The sequence below is a fragment of the Variovorax sp. GW821-FHT09A10 genome (assembly GCF_059418385.1).
In genome coordinates, this window is record NZ_JBWKPT010000014.1 from 55,385 (window position 1) to 74,240 (window position 18,856).

Consider the following 18,856-nt stretch of genomic DNA (forward strand, 5'->3'; position numbering starts at 1 on the left):
TTTGCCTTGCCCGCCCCCGCCATGACCACCTGTCTGATTGTGATCGACGCCCAGGAGTCGTTCCGCCACCGCCCGTACTGGAGCGCCGCCCTGCTCGCACCCTACCTCGAGGCCCAGAACGCGCTGATCGCCGGCGCCGTGGCGGCCGGACTGCCCGTCGTGCGCGTCTTCCACGTCGACGCGCCGCAGGCCGCGTCCAACCCCTTCGCGGTCGAATCGGGCCATGTGCGCCCGATCGACGGCCTCGCGCCCTTCGAGGCGGCCGCCACCTTCACCAAGCACCGCCACAGCGCGCTGGTCAACAGCGGCCTCGATGTGTGGCTCACGCAGCACGGCATCCGCCGCCTGATCGTGAGCGGCATCCGCACCGAGCAATGCTGCGAAACCACCACGCGCCACGCCTCGGACCTGGGCTGGGAGGTCGACTACGTGACCGACGCCACCCTCACCTTCGACATGGTGCAGCCCGACGGCCGGCCGCTGTCGGCCGCCGACATCAAGGCGCGCACGGCGACCGTGCTGGACGGGCGCTTCGCCACGGTCTGCAGCGTGGCGCAGGCACTTGAGCGCGCCACGGAAGGCGCGACGACATGACCCCGCTGCGCGTGCGCATCCTGGCCTACGACGGTGTCGAGGCGCTCGATTTCGCCGGCCCCTTCGAGGTCTTCACCACCGCCGCGCGCGTCCACCAGCGCCTGCAGCCGGGGGCGCCCGCGCCGTTCGAGGTGGCCTCGGTCGCCCACACCCGCGCAGGGGAAGCCGTGCAGGCGCGCGCCGGCCTGCGGCTGCTCGCCGACCACGCGCTGGCCGATGCCGCCGCCACCGCCGACGTGCTGGTCGTCCCCGGCGGCGTGGTCGACGCGCCGATGGCGAGCCCCGACACCCTGCGATGGATCGCGCAGTGCGCGACCGGCGCACAACTCGTCGCCTCGGTCTGCACCGGCGTCTTCCTGCTCGCGCAAAGCGGCGTCGTGACGCGCGAGGCGGTCACCACGCACTGGGAAGACCTCGCCGACCTGCGCGCCCAATTCCCGCAGCTCGACGTGCGCGAGGGCGTGCGCTGGGTCGACACCGGCCGCATCGTCAGCTCGGCCGGCATCAGCGCAGGCATCGACATGAGCCTGCACCTGGTCGAACGCCTGGCCGGGCGCGAACTGGCCGAGCGCACGGCGCGCCAGATGGACTACACATGGACCCGCAACGAGCCCCCCTCCGCGTAGTCTTCGTGCTCCTGCCCGACAGCCTGGTGCTCGACTGGGCCGGGCCGGCCGAGGCGCTGCGCATCGCCAACCAGCGGCTGCGCGCGGCGGGCCAGCCCGAGCGCTTCGTCATCGAATTCGCGGGACCGCGGCCCACCATGAGGGGCTCGGTCGGCGTCGCGCTGTCGGGGCTGTCGCCGCTGCCGACGCAGTGGGACGGCCCCGGCTGGGTGGTGCTGGTCGGCCTGCCGGGCGACACCATCGCGACCGACACGCCCGAGGCGCAGGACCTGCTGCACTGGCTGCGCGGCCAGCGCTTCACGCGCGGCGGCGTCGAGCTGGTCACGGTCTGCGCGGGCGCCCTGCTCGCGGCGCACGCGGGCGCGCTCGCGGGCCGGCGCGTCACCACGCACCACCATCACCTGGACGAGCTGCGCGCCGTGGAGCCGCGCTGTGAGGTGGTGAGCAACCGCGTGTTCGTGATCGACCCGCCGGTCTACAGCAGCGCGGGCGTCACGACGGGCATCGACCTGATGCTGCACCGCATCGCCGACACCTGCGGCGAGGCGCTGGCGGCCCAGGTGGCGCAGACGATGGTGGTGGCGCTGCGGCGCGGCCCGCACGACCCGGAGCTGTCGCCCTTTCTCGCCTACCGCAACCACCTGCACGCGGCGCTGCACCGGGTGCAGGACGCGGTCAGCGAACAACCGCAGGCCGACTGGAGCGTGCCACGCATGGCCGAGGTCGCCCACACCTCGGCGCGGCACCTGACGCGGCTGTTCGTCGAACACGCGGGCGTGGCGCCGCTGGCCTACCTGCGCCGGCTGCGGCTGGCCGCCGCGCAACTGGCGCTGGCCTCGGGCGCCAGCGTGACGCGGGCGGCCGAGCTGTCGGGCTTCGGCTCGGACACGCAGCTGCGCCGCGCATGGCACCAGTTCGGGCTGCCGGGCTCGCCTTCCGAAGGAACGTCGCTGCAGCGCGCTCAGTGAAGCACGCCCGCGGGCGCCGGCCCCGGCACGCGCAGCAGCCTGTCGTTCGCTATCTCGAGCAACCGGTTCGCCGCGTAGCTGTTCTGCGAATCGGGCTCCAGCGCCGCACTGACCAGCGGCGACAGCGGCTGCGCCAGCGACACGTAGAAGCTGCCCGGCGGCACCACCGCGCGGCCGGTGCGCAGACGCACGCGGAAGGTGCGGATCGCCTCGCCGTCCTCGATGGCGCCGCGCGCATCCTGGCGTTGGCCGTCGGTCTGCGACAGGATTTCATAGCGCTCCACCTGCCAGGGCGCCGCGTTGTCGATGCGCGCCACATGCACGCCCAGCATCTGCAAACGCTGCACGGTCGTCGCCTCGCTGGACGCCAACAGGTAGCCGCACGGACGCGGACGGGCATTGACGACCTTCAGCGGATCGGCCGCGCGCCATTCGACCTCGACGGCCTTGTCTTCGGCGCTCTTCGCGTCGAGAAAGTCGAGGCGCTGCCGCGTCGTCGTCTGCCACGCCTCGACCACCACGTCGCCGCGGCAAGCCTCGGCCGCGGCACGCTGGCCAGCCTGTGCGGTGAGCTGCTTCAGCGCTGGCCCCTGGCGCGCCGCCGTCTCGATGACCGTGGCGGCCGCCAGCACCTGGGTGTGCACGCGGCGCGCGAAATGCGCGCGGCCGAGCCCCACGCCGCGCACCTCGAGCAGCAGGCTCACGGCCTGGCGCAGCCCGCTCACATTGCGGCCGGTGTCGGGCTGCACGCCGCCCATCGACACCGAGAGATCGCTGGCCTTGCCCGCGGCGGTCGTGTGGTACTTGAAGCCCTGCAGGCCCTCGCGTGCGAAGGCGGCCTGGATCGCATCGACGTAGTCGCGCTGCGCGCTCCCGGCGATGGCGGCGTCGAGGTTGCCCACGGTCGCGGGCTGCAGCAGGCCGTCGTAGCGCATGACGGCGCCGAACTTGTCGATCCACCGGCCACCGACCGTGAACTCGTGCAGGTCGAGCACCACCTGCGGTGCGTAGCGCAGCATGGCGCCCGCGAGCAGGCGCGCCTCGGGCGTGCGCAGCAGCAGGTGGTCGCGGTTCACGTCGATGCCGTTGGCCGTGACGCGCGTGAAGTGCTCGGCGCCGTCGGGGTTGCCGCGCGGCAGCAGCACGAGATTCACTTTCTGCAGCAGCGCGGCGTCGGGTCCGCTGGCGAATTTCTGCGCGAGCGCCAGCACGGCCTCGCCGCCCGCGGGCTCGTTGCCGTGCTGCTGGCCGATCACCATCACCGTGGGCCGCGACGGATCGAAGCGGCCCTGGTCGGCGAGCAACACCAGCGGCATCTCGCGCCCCTGCTGCGACACGCCCAGCCGCTCCACGCGCACATGCGGCGACTGGCGCGCGAGGTCGTCCAGGAAGGCGAGCACTTCGGCGTGCGAAGGAAAGTCGGTGCGGCCGGCGCGCAAGCCCGGCGTGGCGTAGCTCACGCCGGGGTCGGGAAAGCGCGCCGCGATGGCGGGCGGCTCGACCCACGCCTTGGCGGGATCGAACTGGGCCTGGGCCGGCCCTGCGGCCAGCAGGGCCAGGCCGAGGGCGCACGAGGAATGGAACAAGGGAAGACGAGGCATGGCGCGCATTCTCCTTGCGCGCAGCGGCGCCGCCTTCAGCACCGATTCAGCCCTCGGCCCGGCAGGCCTCGGCGCGCGCGCGCAGCAGCGCCTGCTCGCGCGTGTTGCGCGTGAGCGAGGCGGCGCGCTGGAACTCCCGGCGCGCCTCGTCGTGGCGGCCCAGCTTGAAGAGCAGGTCGCCGCGCACGGTCGGCAGCAGGTGGTAGCCCTTCAGCGCGGGCTCGTCCTGTAGCGCATCGACCACCTCCAGCCCGGCCGCCGGCCCGAAGGCCATCGACAGCGCGACCGCGCGGTTCAGCTCGACGATGGGCGACGGCGACAGCGCGGCCAGCGCGTCGTACAGCGCCGCGATGCGGGCCCAGTCGGTCTCGCCCGCGGTGCGCGCGCGGGCGTGGCAGGCGGCGATGGCGGCCTGCAGCGCGTAGGGGCCGAGCGCACCGCCCAACGCTTCGGCGCGCGCCAGCGCCGCCAGGCCGCGGCGGATCAGCATCGGGTCCCAGCGCGCGCGGTTCTGGTCGAGCAGCAGCACCGGCTCACCCGAGGCGCCCACGCGCGCGGCGGTGCGCGAGGCCTGGATTTCCATCAGCGCGACCAGCCCGTGCACCTCGGATTCGCCGGGCACCAGCTCGGCCACGATGCGGCCCAGGCGCAGCGCCTCGTCGCACAGCGCGGGGCGCATCCAGTCGTCGCCGGCGGTGGCCGAGTAGCCTTCGTTGAAGATCAGGTAGAGCACCTCGAGCACCGAGGCCAGCCGGGCTTCGAGCTCGTGGCGGCGCGGCACCTCGAAGGGCACGCGCGCCTCGGCCAGCGTGCGCTTGGCACGCACGATGCGCTGCGCCACGGTGGCCTCGGGCACGAGAAAGGCCCGGGCGATCTCGTCGGTCGTGAGGCCGCCCATCAGCCGCAGGGTGAGCGCCACGCGCGCCTCGGTCGAGAGCACCGGGTGGCAGGCGGTGAACACGAGGCGCAGCAGGTCGTCGCCGATGTCGTCGTCGAGCGCCGCATCCACCGCCTGCGCGAAATCGGCCTGCGCCATGGCGTGCAGCGCGTCGAGTTCGCGGCCGATCTCGGGCGCCTTGCGCTCGGCCAGCTGCACGTGGCGCAGGCGGTCGAGGGCGCGGTGCTTGGCCACCTGCGTGAGCCAGGCGGCGGGGTTGTCGGGCACGCCATCGACGGGCCACTGCTCGAGCGCGGCCACCAGCGCGTCCTGCGCCAGTTCTTCGGCCAGGCCCACGTCGCGCACCTTGCGCGCGAGCGCGGCGATGATCTTCGCGGACTCGATGCGCCAGACCGCCTCGATGGCGCGGTGGATGGCGGCGGCGTTCTGGCCGTCGCTCATGCGACCCCTACGGTCGATGCGCCGGATAGCATGCAGCCATGACACCACGCCTCGTCTTGTTGAGCCTGGGCATTGCATTTGGCCTCGCGTCCGGCGGCGTCCGGGCGGACAACCTCGCCGTGGAACGCAACAGCCTCGGCATGGCCTTCGTGCGATTGCCGGCAGGCGAATTCCTCATGGGCAGCGACGAGGCGCCCGAGGCGCTGGCACGCGACTACCCCGAGTTGCCGAAGGAACGCTTCACCCAGCTGGCCGACGAAGGGCCGGTGCACCGGGTGCGCATCACGCGGGCGTTCTGGATGGGCCAGCACGAGGTGACGGTGGGCCAGTTCCGGCGCTTCCTCGAGGCCTCGGGCCATGTACCCGAATCGGTGGCCGACGGCACCGGCGGCTACGGCTGGCGCGCCGACTACGACCCCGCCACCACGCGGCGCGGCGACGCCTTCGAAGGCCGCGACCCGCGCTACTCGTGGCGCAACCCGGGCTTCGCGCAGGACGACAGCCACCCCGTCGTCAACGTGAGCTGGAACGACGCGCAGGCGCTGGCCGCCTGGCTGAGCAAGACGGAGGGCCGGCGCTACCGCCTGCCGACCGAGGCCGAGTGGGAGTACGCCTGCCGCGCCGGCACGCGCACGCGCTACAGCACGGGGGACGATCCGGCCACGCTGCTGCGCGGGGCCAACGTGTTCGACACGCGCAGCGCCGCGCATTGGCCGCGCTGGCGCGCGATGGCGCTCGCGGGCGACGACGGTTTTGCCTTCACCGCCCCGGTCGGCAGCTTCGCGCCGAACGCCTGGGGTCTCTACGACATGCACGGCAATGCGTGGGAGTGGGTGGCCGACTGGCATGGCGACGAATACTACGCGCGCGCACCGGCCGACGACCCCCAGGGCCCCGCCACGGGCACCGTGCGGGTGCGCCGCGGCGGCTCCTGGCACACCTGGGCTTTCTATGCCCGCTCGTCCTACCGCAACTGGAATGCGCCGGGCACCCGCTACACGCTGCTGGGCATCCGGCTGGTGCGGGACGACTAGGCCCCGCTCGCTTTCACTTCTTCAGGGTCTGCTGCATCGACGTGAATTCGCTCGCCACGTCCTGCACCTCGGGCGAGAAGTCCTCCATCTCCTGCACCTGGCGGATCTCGATGACCTCGTTCTCGCTGCCCGGGCAGCGGCTCGCCCATTCGATGGCTGCGGCGCGCGAGGCGACATCGATCAGCCAGTAGCCGCCCAGCACTTCCTTGGCCTCGGCAAAGGGGCCGTCGACCACCTTCGGCTTGCCGCCCGGAAAGCTCACGCGCGCGCCCATCGACGGCGGGTGCAGGCCCTCGCAGCCGATCAGCACGCCGGCCTTCTGCAGGGACTCGTTGAAGGCCATCATCGACCCCACGCGTTCGACGTCGTCGGGCACGGTGCCGGGCGCCGCGCTTTCGTAGCCGTGGGGAATCATCAGCAGCATGAATCGCATGATCGTTTCTCCTTCGAAGAATGGACGGGGTTCAGCGGCCGGCCTTGGCAGCCGACTCGGCGCGCAGGCGGTCTTCCTGGGCCAGCAGCTCGGGCGTCATGGCCTCGCCGAAATCGGTGGCCTCGAAGACCTGGCGGATCTCGATCTCGCCTTCCTGGAACGGGCTGCGCTTGATCCACTCGATGGCCTCTTCCTTCGACTTGACCTGCAGCAGCCAGAAGCCCGCGAGCAGTTCCTTGGTCTCGGTGAAGGGGCCGTCGATGACGGTGCGCTTCTTGCCTTCGCAGCGCACGCGGGCGCCCTTGGCCGACGGGTGGAGCCCCTCGCCCGCCAGCAGCACGCCGGCCTTGACCAGTTCTTCGTTGAACCGGCCCATCTCGGTCAGTATCTCGGTGCTCGGCATCACGCCGGCTTCGGAATCAGCATTGGCCTTGACCAGAATCATGAATCGCATGTCGTTTCTCCTGTGGGTTGATGAGGGTCGGGAGGCGCCGGAATCTGCGCGCTCCTGTTCACACGTCGCGCGAGCGGACAACGGATCGACACGACCGCATCGATCTGCTTGTAATTTTGTGTTTCAGAGATAGCCGCAGAACCGGAGCACGTGCCCATCCGGTTCGCGGATCGCGAATTCGCGCAGTCCCCAGGGCTGGGAGACGGGCGGTTCGATCACCGTCACGCCGCGCTTCACATAGGCGGCATGCAGGCCGTCGATGTCCTTGCCGACGTGGATCACGATTTCGCCACGCCAGGGTCGGGCCTCGCGGCTGCCGCATTGCCACAGGCGCAGGTACACCGGGTCGCCGTAGCTGCGGTCGCCCTTCTTCACGCGCGCATAGCTGGGCGGTTCGCCGGCGATGAAGTCGATCTCGAAACCCAGCACTTCGGAAAACCAGCGCGCGGCGCGCGAGACGTCGGACACCGGCAACACCGGCTGCACGCCGTGGAATTCATGCAGCGTGCCCAGGTCGGGCGCCGCGCTCACACCGGTGCGGGCGTCGGTCATGGGCGTTGTGGCTGTTGTGGCTGGTCAGTTGGCCAGGCGCCGCAGCAGCGCCACGCGCTCGGCGATCGCGTCGATGTCGAGCGCGTCTTCGGCGTTGGCGAGGTAGGTTTCGAGGTCGAGCACCGCCAGCGCCGCATGGCCCTGCTCGGCATGCGCCACGCCGCGGTCGCGGTGCTCGCCCCAGGCACTGGGCAGCAGCGCAATGAGACGGTTCTGCACCGCGATGTAGCGCGGCCAGTCTTCCTGCGCGTGGTGCACTTCCTTCAGGTTGCGCAGCATGCGCGCAATGATCTCGCGCGGGCTCGCGGGCTCCAGGTACAGGCCCAGCGGCACGTCGAAGTCGCCGACCAGCCCGTTGCCGCGCTTGTAGGGCTCGAGCCGCTCGCTCAGATCCTCGCGCGAGAGCGACTTGCCGGTGAACGGGTCGATCACGACCTGCCCCTTGGGCAGCGTCACCTTGATCATGAAATGCCCCGGGAAACCAATGCCGCGCGTCTGCAGGCCCAGGCCCTGCGCCAGCTCCATCCACAGCACGGCCAGCGAGATCGGAATGCCGCGGCGGGTGCGCAGCACGGCGTTCAGGTAACTGTTGTCCGGGTCGTAGTAGTCGTTGACGTTGCCGCCGAAATTCAGGTCGCTGAAGAAGAACTGGTTCAGCGCGCGCAGCCGGGCCAGCGGCGCGGCGTCGGCCGGCAGGCGGCGCTTGAGGCGCGCGAGCAGCTGGTCGACGTCGCCCAGCACCTGCTGCACGTCGAGTTCGGGGTATTCGTCCTGCGCGATGCTGGCCGCCGCTTCGAGCAGCGGAAAGTGGTCATCGCTGCCGACCAGCGACTCGAAATATTCCAGTGCCGTGGGAACCTGGTAGCTGAACGTCATATGGCTTTGTAGAGGAGCCCGCGGGGAGCGTCAAGGCAGTGTTTTCCGGCTCGCCAACGGCGCTTCAGCGGCGCATGAAACTGCGCAGGCGCACGCCCGCGGCGGTGAGCACGGCGAAATAGAGCAGCGCGGCGCCGGCGATGAGCGCGGCCAGCAGGCCGATGCGGTGCAGGCGCTGCGCGCGCAGGCCGACCCAGTCGAAATAGTGCGCGCCCCAGGCCAGCAAGACCGCCAGCACCACGGTGCCCAGCAGCACCTGCAGCGCGAACTTGCCCCAGCCGGGCTCGGGGGTGTAGCTGCCGCGGCGGATCAGGCCGATCAGCAGCCACAGCGCGTTGACCAGCGCGCCGATGCCGATGGTCAGCGTCAGCGCCGCGTGCTGCAGCAGCGGCACCAGGAAGAAGTTGAGCACCTGCGTGAGCACCAGCACCGTCACGGCGATCAGCATGGGGGTGCGCGTGTCGTGCTTGGCGTAGTAGCCGGGCGCGAGCACCTTCACCGCCACGAGGCCGACCAGCCCGACGCCGTAGCCCATGAGCGCCACGGTGGTGCGGCCCACGTCCTCGCCGGTGTAGGCGCCGTTGTGGAACAGCACGGCCACCAGCGGCTTGGCGAACAGCAGCAGCGCCACGGCGCACGGCGCCGCCAGCAGCACCACGAGGCGCAGGCCCCAGTCGAGCAGCGAGGAGTAGCGCGCGTCGTCCTTGGCGGCGCGGGCGCCCGCGAGTTGCGGCATCAGCACCACGCCCAGCGCCACGCCGAGCATGGCGGTGGGGAATTCCATCAGCCGGTCGGCGTTGGTGACCCAGGTCACGCTGCCGGTGGCCAGGTGCGAGGCGATCTGCGTGTTGATGAGCAGCGAGATCTGCGCCACGCTCACGCCCAGCAGCGCCGGCAGCATGAGTTTCATGACCTTGCGGGTGGTCGGATCGGTCCACGCGGCGCGCAGCGCCTTGAAGCTGGCGCCGATGCGCGGCATGAGCCCCAGCGCGCGCAACGCCGGGATCTGCAGGGCCAGCTGCAGCACACCGCCGACCATCACGCCCACGCACTGGGCATAGATCGGCTCGATGCCGTAGCGGCGGAACAGCGGCGCGCCGATCGAGATCGACAGGATCAGCGCGATGTTGAGCAGCACCGGCGACGCCGCCGGCACCGCGAACTTGCGCCAGGTGTTGAGAATGCCGCCCGCCAGCGCCACCAGCGACATGAAGCCGATGTAGGGGAACATCCAGCGCGTCATGACCACGGCGGCGTCGAAGCCCTGCAGGCCGCTGGCCATGGCCCAGACCAGCAGCGGCGCGCCGGCCACGCCGGCCACGCACAGCACCACCAGGGCCCAGGTCAGCAGCGTGGCGACGTGGTCGACCAGCTCCCGGGCGCCCTCCTGCCCCGCCTCGGTCTTGCGCGCGGCCAGCACCGGCACGAAGGCCTGGCTGAAGGCGCCCTCGCCGAACACGCGGCGAAACAGGTTGGGGATGCGAAAGGCGACGTTGAAGGCGTCGGTGAGCGCGCTGACGCCGAACACCGAGGCAAACAGCACGTCGCGCACGAGGCCCGTGATCCGCGAAGCGAGGGTCAGCAGGGAGACGGTGGAGGCGGATTTGAACAGGGACACGGGGGCGAGTGTAGGGCTGCGAAAGGTGGCAAAAGCAGGCAATTCGGCAAAAACCGGAACCCGGCCTATAATGGAGGGCTTTGCTGCATCATCCTCAGACACCTAAGGAACACTAAATATGGCATCCGCCAAGCCCAAGAAGAAGAACCCGCGCCTCGCGTCGGGCCGCAAGCGCGTCCGCCAGGACGTCAAGCTCAACGCTGCGAACACCTCGCTGCGCTCCAAATACCGTACCGCTGTCAAGAACGTCGAAAAGGCTGTTCTGGCTGGCGACAAGACCAAGGCAAGCGAACTGTTCGCGAAGGCCCAGAGCATCGTCGACACCGTCGCCGACAAGGGCATCTTCCACAAGAACAAGGCAGCCCGCGACAAGAGCCGCCTGTCGGCCAAGGTCAAGGCCCTCGCCCTCGCGCCTGAAAAGGCCGCCGCCTGACACCTGTCAGGCAAGCCCGGATCGGAATCCTCCGGTCCGCCGTTTGATCGGGGTGCGCTGCAGCAAGCAAAAGTGAAAAACCGCCTTCGGGCGGTTTTTTCATGGGCGCTCGAAAAGCCTCCAGGCGCGAGCAACCCGCGCAGGCCAAAAAAAAGACCTGGAAGTCAGGCCTTTGTGGGAGGGGGCGGCGTGTCCGCCGGGTCGGGCACCAGGCAGGCCTCGGCCACCTGGAGGTTGTTGTCTTTGGCGAAGTTCACGCAGAAGTCCCAGGCCATGGGCTCGGCGTCGCGCAGGGCACGGTTCACCACCACGCATTTCACGCCGTTGATGGTCGTGGGAATGCACCAGGGCGAATAGCTCAGGTGGCTGCCCGGGTAGGCGCCGCCGGGGCGGAAGGAGCACATGACGCCGGCGAGGCGTTCGGCCCAGTCGCTGGGGCGAAAAGTGCGGCCATCGTGGGTGATGCCCTGGATGAAGATTTCTTTGGCGTTGGGGGAAATCATCGTGAAGTGAGGCGACCGGAACAGGTGCTGCGGTGCAGCAAGCGATTGTATCCGGGGCCCTTTTTGCATCCTGAATAGAGGGCATTGCTGTGATGCGGAATCCTCAACGAAGCCGTCAAATCGCACGCCTAGAATTCGTGTTCCCTATCTGGAGTACCGAATGAGCGCCACCGCCCAGCAACCCACCTCGCCCCACGTCATGAACACCTACGGTCGCCTGCCGATCGCGCTGTCGCACGGCCAGGGCTGCCGAGTCTGGGACACCACGGGCAAGGTCTACCTCGACGGCCTGGGCGGCATCGCCGTCAATACGCTGGGCCACAACCACCCCGAGCTGGTGCCCGCGCTGCAGGACCAGCTGACCAAGCTGATCCACAGCTCCAACTACTACCACGTGACCGGCCAGGAACAGCTCGCCGCCAAGCTCACCGAGCTGTCGGGCCTGACCAACGCCTTCTTCTGCTGCACCGGCCTGGAAGCCAACGAAGCGGCCTTGAAGCTGGCCCGCAAGTTCGGCCACGACAAGGGCATCGAGCGCCCCGAGATCGTCGTCTACGAAGCCGCCTTCCACGGCCGCAGCATCGCCACGCTGTCGGCCACCGGCAACCCCAAGGTGCAGGCCGGCTTCGGCCCGCTGGTCGAAGGCTTCATCCGCGTGCCGCTGAACGACATCGAGGCCCTGAAGAAGGCCACCGAAGGCAACCCCAACGTGGTCGCCGTGTTCTTCGAAACCATCCAGGGCGAAGGCGGCATCAACCCGATGCGCGTCGACTACCTCAAGCAGGTGCGCCAGCTGTGCGACGAGCGCGACTGGCTCATGATGATCGACGAAGTGCAGTGCGGCATGGGCCGCACCGGCAAGTGGTTCGCGCACCAGTGGGCGGGCATCAAGCCTGACGTGATGCCGCTGGCCAAGGGCCTGGGCTCGGGCGTGCCGATCGGCGCCGTCGTGGCCGGCCCCAAGGCCGCCAACATCTTCGGACCGGGCAACCACGGCACCACCTTCGGCGGCAACCCGCTGGCGATGCGCGCCGGTGTGGAAACCATCCGCATCATGGAAGAGCACAAGCTGCTCGAGAACGCAGCCACCGTCGGCGCGCACCTGAAGGCCGCGCTGGAGCGCGAAATCGGCAGCCTGCCGGGCGTGAAGGAAATCCGCGGCCAGGGCCTGATGCTGGGCATCGAGCTCGACCGCCCCTGCGGCGCGATCCTGAACCGCGCCTGCGACGCCGGCCTGCTGCTGAGCGTCACGGCCGACAAGGTGATCCGCCTCGTGCCGCCGCTCATCCTGAGCATTGCCGAAGCCGACGAGATCGTTGCGATCCTCGCGCCGATCGTCAAGACCTTCCTCTCGGAGCCCGTTGCGCAATGACGACCGCCGCCGCACCGAACGCCCTGCGCCACTACCTGCAGTTCTCGGACCTCACGGCCGACGAGTACGTCTACCTCTTCGATCGCATGGCGATCATCAAGAAGAAGTTCAAGACGTATGAAAAGCACCAGCCCCTGGTCGACCGCACGCTGGCCATGATCTTCGAGAAGGCCAGCACGCGCACCCGCGTGAGCTTCGAGGCCGGCATGTACCAGCTCGGCGGCAGCGTGGTGCACCTGACCACGGGCGACAGCCAGCTGGGCCGCGCCGAGCCCATCGAGGACAGCGCCAAGGTCATCAGCCGCATGGTCGACCTGGTGATGATCCGCACCTACGAGCAGACCAAGATCGACGCCTTCGCCGCGCACTCGCGCGTGCCCGTCATCAACGGCCTGACCAACGAGTTCCACCCCTGCCAGATCCTGGCGGACATCTTCACCTACATCGAGCACCGCGGCTCCATCCAGGGCAAGACGGTGGCGTGGGTCGGCGACGGCAACAACATGGCCAACACCTGGCTGCAGGCCGCCGAAATCCTCGGCTTCACCGTGCACGTGAGCACGCCCAGCGGCTACGAGGTCGACCAGTCGATCGCCGGCATCCGCTCGGGCGACAGCTACAAGGTCTTCAAGGACCCGATGGAAGCCTGCCGCGGCGCCGACCTCGTCACCACCGACGTGTGGACCAGCATGGGCTACGAGGCCGAGAACGAGGCGCGCCGCAAGGCCTTTGCCGACTGGTGCGTCGACGAGGACATGATGCGCATCGCCCAGACCGACGCCCTCTTCATGCACTGCCTGCCCGCGCACCGCGGCGAGGAAGTGCAGGCCGAAGTCATCGACGGCCCGCAGTCGGTGGTGTGGGACGAGGCCGAGAACCGCCTACACGCACAGAAGGCGCTGATGGAGTTCCTGCTGCTCGGCAGGCTCTGACATCGATCCACTGAACCCACGAGGCGCCGCATGGAGCTGATGAACCGCTACCTGCCGCGCTACCAGTTCGCGGAGACGCACAGCCTCCATGTGCCCGCGTCGCCCGCGCGCGTGCTCGACGTGGCGGCCCGCCCCGAGATCACCGACGATCCCGTGGCGCGCAGCCTGATCGCGCTGCGCGAACTGCCGAACCGGCTGGCCAGCCGGCTCGGGCTGGCCGCCCCCACGCTGCGCCAGCGCGAGGCCTTCGGTTTTTCCGACTTCACGCCGCTGGGACGCGACGGCGAGCGCGAACTGGCCTTCGGCCTGGCCGGCCGCTTCTGGCGCTTCGACTACGGGCTGGTCCCGCTGGCCGACGGCCCGGCCTTCGCCGCGCTCGATGCCACGGGCCTGGCCAAGCTGGTGCTTCACTTCACGGCCGAGCCCGAAGGCACGGGCACGCGACTCACCACGCGCACCCGGGTCTGGTGCGGCGATGCCGCTGCGCAACGCCGCTTCACCGCCTACTGGCTGCTGATCCGCCCCGCAAGCGGGCTGATCCGCCGCCGCATGCTGCAGCGCGTGCGTGACGCCGCGCTGCTCGCTTCATGAATCCCTGCCAGACCTGCGGCGCCTGCTGCGCCAGCTACCGCGTCGACTTCAGCGTCCACGAGCTCGACGACAACGGCGGCCGCGTGCCTTCGGGTCTGGCGGTCGACGTGAACGACGCCCTGTGCCGCATGCGCGGCACCGACCACACGCCGCCGCGCTGCGCCGCGCTCACCGGCAAGATCGGCCAGTCGGTGGCCTGCGGCATCTACGAATGGCGGCCGAACCCCTGCCACGAGCTGCAGGCCGGCAGCGACGCCTGCCAGCGCGCGCGCCTGCGGCATGGGCTCGCCATGCTGTCCGACGAACTGCACTGACCGCTCAGGCCACGGGCACTGGCAATCCGCCGAGCTGCCCCTTGAACTCCTGCAGCGAGAAATGCGTCTGCACGTGGCGCACGCCCGGCAGGCGGTGCAGCTTGCGCTGCAGCAGGTCGGAATACGCATCGAGGTCCTTCGCGACCACCACGAGGATGAAATCCGCCGGCCCCGAGATGCCGTGGAACATCACCACCTCGGGAATCGCGCACACCGCGTCCTCGAAGGCGCGCGACGAGATCTCGGTCTGGTGGTCGATGCCGACCATCACGAAGGCCAGCACGCCGAAGCCCAGCGCGCGCCGGTTCAGGCCCGCGTGGTAGCCGCCGATCACGCCGTCGTCCTCCAGCTTCTTCACCCGGCGCCAGCACGGCGACTGCGACAGATGCGCCATCTGCGCCAGCTCGCCCGAGGTCAGGCGGGCGTTGTCCTGCAGCGCGCGCAGCAGCTGGAGGTCGGTTCGGTCGAGGTCGGCTTGCATGATCTGTTCTCCAATTCCCGTTGATTGAATAGATTATTCAATATTTCGATGATTGATGGATAACTTCTCGACTCATGGCAGTCACTGCGCATAGCATTCGGCACCCGCTGGCCCCTTGTGGACCGACTCCAACCGGCCCACACTGCCCTTTTTCTTCTCTGTTCTGCCGCCCGCCATGACCGCCCCGCTCCGACTCTGGGACATCTCCGCCCCCGTGCACGCCGGCAGCCCGGTGTTCCCGGGCGACACGCCGTATTCGCAGCAGTGGTGCGCCACCATCGGCCCCGGCTGCCCGGTCAACGTGAGCGCGATCACGCTGTCGCCGCACGTGGGCACCCATGCCGACGCGCCGCTGCACTACGCCCCCGAGGGCCAGACCATCGGCCAGGTCGACCTCACGCCCTTCCTCGGCCCGTGCCGCGTGATCCATGCGATCGGCCGCGGCCCGCTGGTCACCTGGGAGCACATCGCGCACGCCGTGAACGACACGCTGCCCCCGCGCGTGCTCGTGCGCACCTACCCGGCCATGCCCGTCGACCGCTGGGACCCGCAGCTCGCGGCCTATGCGCCCGCCACCGTCGAGCGCCTGGCGGCCATGGGCGTGAAGCTCATCGGCATCGACACCGCCAGCATCGACCCGGCCGACAGCAAGACGCTCGACAGCCACCAGCGCATCCGCCACCTCGACCTGCGCGTGCTCGAGAACCTCGTGCTCGACGACGTGCCCGAGGGCGACTACGAACTCATCGCGCTGCCGCTCAAGCTGACAAGCGCCGATGCCTCCCCCGTGCGCGCCGTGCTGCGCGAACTTCCCCGCTGAAACCCTCCCTTCCATGACGACGACCCTCGCCGACTGCCGCGCCCTCGACGCGCAAGACCCGCTGCACGCCCTGCGCGACCAATTCACCCTGCCCGAGGGCGTGCTCTACCTCGACGGCAACTCGCTCGGCGTGCTGCCCAAGGCCGCGCCCGCGCGCATCGCCGAAGTGGTCGCCAAGGAATGGGGCGAAGGCCTGATCCGCTCGTGGAACACCGCGAGCTGGTTCGACCTGCCGCAGCGCCTGGGCGACAAGGTGGCCCGCCTGATCGGTGCGGCGCCCGGCGAGGTGGTGTGCACCGACAGCACGTCGGTCAATCTCTACAAGGTGCTGTTCGCCGCGCTCTCGCAGCAGAAGGCAAGCGGCCGCAAGCTGGTGATCAGCGAGCGCAGCAACTTCCCCACCGACCTGTACATCGCCGAATCGCTGTGCCGCGAACGCGGCTTCACGCTGAAGCTGATCGACGCGAGTGAGCTGGCCACGGCACTGACCGACGAAGTCGCCGTGCTGATGCTCACGCACGTCAACTACCGCACCGGCGCCATGCACGACATGAAGGCCATCACCGCCGCCGCGCACGCCGCCGGCGCGCTCACCGTGTGGGACCTGGCGCACAGCGCGGGCGCCGTGCCCGTGGCACTGAACGACAGCAACGCCGACTACGCCATCGGCTGCGGCTACAAGTACCTCAACGGCGGCCCCGGCGCGCCGGCCTTCGCGTGGGTGAACACCAAGCACGCGGGCCAGTTCGAGCAGCCGCTGTCGGGCTGGTGGGGCCACGCGGCGCCCTTCGAGTTCACGCCGCACTACCGCCCTGCCCCGGGCGTCGGCCGCTACCTGTGCGGCACGCAACCGGTCATCGCGCTGGCCGGCCTCGAATGCGGTCTCGACACCGTGCTCGCCGCCGAAGCCTTCAACGGCACCGGCGGTGCAATGGCCGCGCTGCGCACCAAGTCGCTCGCGCTCACCGACCTGTTCATCCGCCTGGTCGAAGAACGCTGCGCCGGCCAGGGCCTGTCGCTCGTCACCCCGCGCGACCACGCGCTGCGCGGCTCGCAGGTGTGCCTCAGCCGCGAGGAAGGCGCCTACGCCATCGTGCAGGCGCTGATCGCACGCGGCGTGATCGGCGACTACCGCGCCGGCGATTCGCAGATGCCCGACATCCTGCGCTTCGGCTTCACGCCGCTGTATGTCGGCTTCGAGGACGTGTGGCACTCGGTCGAACACCTCGTGCAGGTGCTCGAGACCGGCGAGTGGCGACGCGCCGAATTCAACCGCAAGAACGCAGTGACATGAGCACCGACAACGACAACAACAAGACCCCCGAGTCCATCGTCCACGAAGAGAAGGCGCAGCTGGACTTCAGCAAGTCCATGAGCTACGGCGACTACCTGCACCTCGACGAGATCCTGAACGCGCAGCATCCGCTGTCGCCCGCGCACGACGAGATGCTGTTCATCGTGCAGCACCAGACCAGCGAACTCTGGATGAAGCTCATGCTGCACGAGCTGCACGCCGCCGTGCGCTGCATCGCGCAGGAGCAACTGCCCGACGCCTTCAAGATGCTCGCGCGCGTGAGCCGCATCATGGAACAGCTGGTGAGCGCATGGACCGTGCTCTCGACCATGACGCCGCCCGAGTACACGGCCATGCGCCCCTACCTCGCCAACTCCAGCGGCTTCCAGAGCGCGCAGTACCGCTGCATCGAGTTCCTGCTCGGCAACAAGAACGCCGCCATGCTCAAGCCCCACGCGCACCGCGCCGACCTGCTCGCGCAGGTGGACGCGGCCTACCGCGCGCCCTCGCTGTACGACGAGTCGCTGCGCCTGCTCGCACGCCACGGCCTGCCCGTGCCCGCCGACCGCCTGGAGCGCGACTGGACCCAGCCCTACGAATCGAGCGACGGCGTCGAGGCCGCCTGGCTCGCGGTCTACCGCAACCCGCACGACCACTGGGACCTGTACCAGCTCGGCGAAAAACTCACCGACCTCGAAGACGCCTTCCGCCTCTGGCGCTTCCGCCACGTGACCACCGTGGAGCGCGTGATCGGCTTCAAGCGCGGCACCGGTGGCACGGGCGGCGTGAGCTATCTGCGCAAGATGCTCGACGTGGTGTTGTTCCCCGAGATCTGGAAGTTGCGCACCGACTTGTGACCGACGAAGGCGCAGACAGCGTGCGCGTCGTCGCCGAGGCTCATGCGCCTTCTTCCTTCTCCCGATATCGCTCCAGTTCCTGCTCGATCTGCTCGATGGTCGGCAGGTTCGTCTGCAGCTCCTTCGGGAGGGATTCGACCAACTGGTATTCGGCAATGCCGATGGGCTTGTTGGAGTCGCGCAGCGCGTATTCGGCAACCACACGGTTCTTCGTCTTGCACAGCAACAAGCCGATGGTCGAAGCATCCTGATCTGACTTGAGCTGCGCATCGACCGCCGTCAGGTAGAAGCTCAGTTGGCCAGCATGCTCTGGCTTGAAAGCACCGGCCTTCAGTTCGATGACCACGTAGCAGTGCAGCTTCAGGTGATAGAAAAGAAGGTCGATGAAAAAATCGTCTCCACCGACTTCGATAGGAACCTGTCGCCCGACGTAGGCAAAGCCGGCCCCGAGTTCCAGCAGGAAGCGGGAAATGTGTTCGACCAACGCGGCTTCGATTTCACGTTCCCCAGCTTCCTGGCCGATACCCAGAAAATCAAACACGTAGGGGTCCTTGAGCGCTTGCAAGGCGAGGTCCGAGCGCACTGCGGGAAGGCGGGCCGAGAAGTTGGTCACGGCCTTTCCCTCTCGCTCCAGGAGACGGGTTTCGATATGGACAGTGAGCACATTGCGCGACCAGCCCAGCTCGATCGCTCTCTGTGCATAGGCCAGGCGCAGCTGTGTCGTCTTGAGCTTGCTCAGCAAGACCAGGTTGTGACCCCAGGGCAAATGTCCAACAGCCTGTTGGACAATTTCCTCGTCGGGCCATGCCTCGGCGAATGCACGCATGTACATGAGGTTGGCGCGAGAAAAACCTTTCATCTCGGGAAAGGCCGTGCGCAGATCATGGGCCAGTCGCTCGATCACCTTGGCGCCCCACCCTTGCGTGGCCTGCCGCGCCAGGATGTCTCGCCCTATCTGCCAGTACAGGTTGACCAGCTCGCGGTTGACAGCAGTGGCCGCGCGCTGCTGGGCACTGTGGACGCGCGATTTCAGGTCGGCGAGCCATTCGGCATAGCCGACGGGCACATCCGTGAGCGACGAAGGTCTTGGACTGTTCATGAACACCGGGTTCTGTTTCGGAGAGAGGCTGCGCAAGCAACGCCGCAGCGCTGCGATGGATTATT

General features: G+C 69.0%; 22 protein-coding genes. 12 read left to right on the forward strand and 10 right to left on the reverse strand.

The window, feature by feature from the left end; all coding sequences use genetic code 11:
- The first annotated feature begins 21 nt into the window (after positions 1–21).
- The 3 genes from AC07Q9_RS30340 to AC07Q9_RS30350 are packed head-to-tail and all read left to right on the forward strand — an operon-like array spanning position 22 to position 2,188.
- Positions 22–594 carry a cysteine hydrolase family protein gene (locus tag AC07Q9_RS30340; RefSeq protein WP_495312821.1) on the forward strand — a complete coding sequence of 191 codons (573 nt, stop codon included), beginning with the start codon at positions 22–24 and terminating at the stop codon, positions 592–594.
- On the forward strand, positions 591–1,220 hold the full coding sequence (locus tag AC07Q9_RS30345) for a DJ-1/PfpI family protein (protein WP_495312822.1): 630 nt from the start codon (positions 591–593) through the stop codon (positions 1,218–1,220). Before AC07Q9_RS30340 ends, AC07Q9_RS30345 begins: the two co-directional genes overlap by 4 nt.
- Positions 1,190–2,188: a GlxA family transcriptional regulator gene (locus tag AC07Q9_RS30350; protein WP_495312823.1), complete on the forward strand. Its 999-nt coding sequence runs from the start codon at positions 1,190–1,192 to the stop codon at positions 2,186–2,188. Before AC07Q9_RS30345 ends, AC07Q9_RS30350 begins: the two co-directional genes overlap by 31 nt.
- Here AC07Q9_RS30350 and AC07Q9_RS30355 read toward each other — a convergent pair.
- Both AC07Q9_RS30355 and AC07Q9_RS30360 read right to left on the reverse strand, forming a co-directional pair.
- Complete coding sequence (locus tag AC07Q9_RS30355) at positions 2,182–3,789, reverse strand: M14 family metallopeptidase (RefSeq protein ID WP_495312824.1); 1,608 nt, start codon at positions 3,787–3,789, stop codon at positions 2,182–2,184. The two genes, AC07Q9_RS30350 and AC07Q9_RS30355, sit on opposite strands and share 7 nt — an antisense overlap.
- Positions 3,790–3,835: 46 nt before the next feature.
- Positions 3,836–5,128, reverse strand: a complete 1,293-nt coding sequence (locus tag AC07Q9_RS30360; RefSeq protein WP_495312825.1) for an RNA polymerase sigma factor — start codon at positions 5,126–5,128, stop codon at positions 3,836–3,838.
- A gap of 38 nt (positions 5,129–5,166) precedes the next feature.
- Here AC07Q9_RS30360 and AC07Q9_RS30365 point away from each other — a divergent pair, with 38 nt between their 5' ends.
- On the forward strand, positions 5,167–6,162 hold the full coding sequence (locus AC07Q9_RS30365) for a formylglycine-generating enzyme family protein (protein ID WP_495312826.1): 996 nt from the start codon (positions 5,167–5,169) through the stop codon (positions 6,160–6,162).
- 13 nt (positions 6,163–6,175) lie between these two features.
- On the opposite strand, the gene AC07Q9_RS30370 is transcribed toward AC07Q9_RS30365, so the two are convergent.
- The 5 genes from AC07Q9_RS30370 to murJ all read right to left on the reverse strand — a co-directional run bounded on the left by AC07Q9_RS30370 (position 6,176) and on the right by murJ (position 10,095).
- Positions 6,176–6,595 (reverse strand): YciI family protein, encoded by a 420-nt coding sequence (locus AC07Q9_RS30370; RefSeq protein ID WP_495312827.1) that lies wholly within the window; start codon positions 6,593–6,595, stop codon positions 6,176–6,178.
- A gap of 31 nt (positions 6,596–6,626) precedes the next feature.
- A complete protein-coding gene (locus AC07Q9_RS30375; RefSeq protein WP_495312828.1) occupies positions 6,627–7,049 on the reverse strand; it encodes a YciI family protein in 423 nt (140 codons plus the stop codon).
- Positions 7,050–7,172: 123 nt separating this feature from the next.
- On the reverse strand, positions 7,173–7,601 hold the full coding sequence (locus AC07Q9_RS30380) for a bleomycin resistance protein (protein WP_495312829.1): 429 nt from the start codon (positions 7,599–7,601) through the stop codon (positions 7,173–7,175).
- 24 nt (positions 7,602–7,625) lie between these two features.
- Positions 7,626–8,477 carry a SirB1 family protein gene (locus tag AC07Q9_RS30385; protein ID WP_489058011.1) on the reverse strand — a complete coding sequence of 284 codons (852 nt, stop codon included), beginning with the start codon at positions 8,475–8,477 and terminating at the stop codon, positions 7,626–7,628.
- A gap of 64 nt (positions 8,478–8,541) precedes the next feature.
- Positions 8,542–10,095: a murein biosynthesis integral membrane protein MurJ gene (gene murJ, locus AC07Q9_RS30390; protein WP_095950565.1), complete on the reverse strand. Its 1,554-nt coding sequence runs from the start codon at positions 10,093–10,095 to the stop codon at positions 8,542–8,544.
- Between the two features lie 118 nt (positions 10,096–10,213).
- On the opposite strand from murJ, the gene rpsT reads away from it, so the two are divergent.
- A complete protein-coding gene (gene rpsT, locus AC07Q9_RS30395) occupies positions 10,214–10,528 on the forward strand; it encodes a 30S ribosomal protein S20 (RefSeq protein ID WP_056571937.1) in 315 nt (104 codons plus the stop codon).
- 164 nt (positions 10,529–10,692) lie between these two features.
- On the opposite strand, the gene AC07Q9_RS30400 is transcribed toward rpsT, so the two are convergent.
- On the reverse strand, positions 10,693–11,031 hold the full coding sequence (locus AC07Q9_RS30400; protein WP_495312830.1) for a DUF3579 domain-containing protein: 339 nt from the start codon (positions 11,029–11,031) through the stop codon (positions 10,693–10,695).
- A 160-nt stretch (positions 11,032–11,191) separates the two neighbouring features.
- Here AC07Q9_RS30400 and AC07Q9_RS30405 point away from each other — a divergent pair, with 160 nt between their 5' ends.
- From AC07Q9_RS30405 to AC07Q9_RS30420, 4 genes are read left to right on the forward strand one after another with little or no spacing between them, the layout of a single operon-like run.
- A complete protein-coding gene (locus tag AC07Q9_RS30405) occupies positions 11,192–12,403 on the forward strand; it encodes an aspartate aminotransferase family protein (RefSeq protein ID WP_495312831.1) in 1,212 nt (403 codons plus the stop codon).
- Positions 12,400–13,335 carry an ornithine carbamoyltransferase gene (gene argF, locus AC07Q9_RS30410; RefSeq protein ID WP_095746427.1) on the forward strand — a complete coding sequence of 312 codons (936 nt, stop codon included), beginning with the start codon at positions 12,400–12,402 and terminating at the stop codon, positions 13,333–13,335. Before AC07Q9_RS30405 ends, argF begins: the two co-directional genes overlap by 4 nt.
- Before the next feature lie 30 nt (positions 13,336–13,365).
- Positions 13,366–13,926, forward strand: a complete 561-nt coding sequence (locus tag AC07Q9_RS30415; protein WP_495312832.1) for a hypothetical protein — start codon at positions 13,366–13,368, stop codon at positions 13,924–13,926.
- The gene (locus AC07Q9_RS30420; protein ID WP_489058008.1) at positions 13,923–14,240 is read left to right on the forward strand and encodes a YkgJ family cysteine cluster protein; all 318 of its coding nucleotides are present in this window, start codon (positions 13,923–13,925) and stop codon (positions 14,238–14,240) included. The genes AC07Q9_RS30415 and AC07Q9_RS30420 overlap by 4 nt, the downstream gene beginning before the upstream one ends.
- 4 nt (positions 14,241–14,244) lie before the next feature.
- On the opposite strand, the gene AC07Q9_RS30425 is transcribed toward AC07Q9_RS30420, so the two are convergent.
- Positions 14,245–14,721: an Lrp/AsnC family transcriptional regulator gene (locus AC07Q9_RS30425; protein WP_062477192.1), complete on the reverse strand. Its 477-nt coding sequence runs from the start codon at positions 14,719–14,721 to the stop codon at positions 14,245–14,247.
- A gap of 175 nt (positions 14,722–14,896) precedes the next feature.
- Between AC07Q9_RS30425 and kynB the strand changes: the two genes are divergently transcribed.
- The 3 genes from kynB to kynA are packed head-to-tail and all read left to right on the forward strand — an operon-like array spanning position 14,897 to position 17,692.
- Positions 14,897–15,541, forward strand: a complete 645-nt coding sequence (kynB, locus tag AC07Q9_RS30430; RefSeq protein ID WP_159273237.1) for an arylformamidase — start codon at positions 14,897–14,899, stop codon at positions 15,539–15,541.
- Between the two features lie 13 nt (positions 15,542–15,554).
- Positions 15,555–16,835, forward strand: coding sequence for a kynureninase (kynU, locus tag AC07Q9_RS30435; protein WP_495312833.1), 1,281 nt, complete (start codon positions 15,555–15,557; stop codon positions 16,833–16,835).
- Positions 16,832–17,692, forward strand: a complete 861-nt coding sequence (gene kynA, locus AC07Q9_RS30440) for a tryptophan 2,3-dioxygenase (protein WP_495312834.1) — start codon at positions 16,832–16,834, stop codon at positions 17,690–17,692. Before kynU ends, kynA begins: the two co-directional genes overlap by 4 nt.
- A gap of 40 nt (positions 17,693–17,732) precedes the next feature.
- On the opposite strand, the gene AC07Q9_RS30445 is transcribed toward kynA, so the two are convergent.
- Entirely contained in the window at positions 17,733–18,791 is a 1,059-nt protein-coding gene (locus tag AC07Q9_RS30445; protein ID WP_489058005.1) for a PDDEXK nuclease domain-containing protein, read from the reverse strand.
- Positions 18,792–18,856: the final 65 nt, after the last annotated feature.

Coding starts and splice junctions, on each gene's coding strand:
- AC07Q9_RS30340 (WP_495312821.1), top strand. CDS start 22: ATGACCACCTGTCTGATTGTGATCGACGCCCAGGAGTCGTTCCGCCAC.
- AC07Q9_RS30345 (WP_495312822.1), top strand. CDS start 591: ATGACCCCGCTGCGCGTGCGCATCCTGGCCTACGACGGTGTCGAGGCG.
- AC07Q9_RS30350 (WP_495312823.1), top strand. CDS start 1,190: ATGGACCCGCAACGAGCCCCCCTCCGCGTAGTCTTCGTGCTCCTGCCC.
- AC07Q9_RS30355 (WP_495312824.1), bottom strand. CDS start 3,789: ATGCCTCGTCTTCCCTTGTTCCATTCCTCGTGCGCCCTCGGCCTGGCC.
- AC07Q9_RS30360 (WP_495312825.1), bottom strand. CDS start 5,128: ATGAGCGACGGCCAGAACGCCGCCGCCATCCACCGCGCCATCGAGGCG.
- AC07Q9_RS30365 (WP_495312826.1), top strand. CDS start 5,167: ATGACACCACGCCTCGTCTTGTTGAGCCTGGGCATTGCATTTGGCCTC.
- AC07Q9_RS30370 (WP_495312827.1), bottom strand. CDS start 6,595: ATGCGATTCATGCTGCTGATGATTCCCCACGGCTACGAAAGCGCGGCG.
- AC07Q9_RS30375 (WP_495312828.1), bottom strand. CDS start 7,049: ATGCGATTCATGATTCTGGTCAAGGCCAATGCTGATTCCGAAGCCGGC.
- AC07Q9_RS30380 (WP_495312829.1), bottom strand. CDS start 7,601: ATGACCGACGCCCGCACCGGTGTGAGCGCGGCGCCCGACCTGGGCACG.
- AC07Q9_RS30385 (WP_489058011.1), bottom strand. CDS start 8,477: ATGACGTTCAGCTACCAGGTTCCCACGGCACTGGAATATTTCGAGTCG.
- rpsT (WP_056571937.1), top strand. CDS start 10,214: ATGGCATCCGCCAAGCCCAAGAAGAAGAACCCGCGCCTCGCGTCGGGC.
- AC07Q9_RS30400 (WP_495312830.1), bottom strand. CDS start 11,031: ATGATTTCCCCCAACGCCAAAGAAATCTTCATCCAGGGCATCACCCAC.
- AC07Q9_RS30405 (WP_495312831.1), top strand. CDS start 11,192: ATGAGCGCCACCGCCCAGCAACCCACCTCGCCCCACGTCATGAACACC.
- argF (WP_095746427.1), top strand. CDS start 12,400: ATGACGACCGCCGCCGCACCGAACGCCCTGCGCCACTACCTGCAGTTC.
- AC07Q9_RS30415 (WP_495312832.1), top strand. CDS start 13,366: ATGGAGCTGATGAACCGCTACCTGCCGCGCTACCAGTTCGCGGAGACG.
- AC07Q9_RS30420 (WP_489058008.1), top strand. CDS start 13,923: ATGAATCCCTGCCAGACCTGCGGCGCCTGCTGCGCCAGCTACCGCGTC.
- AC07Q9_RS30425 (WP_062477192.1), bottom strand. CDS start 14,721: ATGCAAGCCGACCTCGACCGAACCGACCTCCAGCTGCTGCGCGCGCTG.
- kynB (WP_159273237.1), top strand. CDS start 14,897: ATGACCGCCCCGCTCCGACTCTGGGACATCTCCGCCCCCGTGCACGCC.
- kynU (WP_495312833.1), top strand. CDS start 15,555: ATGACGACGACCCTCGCCGACTGCCGCGCCCTCGACGCGCAAGACCCG.
- kynA (WP_495312834.1), top strand. CDS start 16,832: ATGAGCACCGACAACGACAACAACAAGACCCCCGAGTCCATCGTCCAC.
- AC07Q9_RS30445 (WP_489058005.1), bottom strand. CDS start 18,791: ATGAACAGTCCAAGACCTTCGTCGCTCACGGATGTGCCCGTCGGCTAT.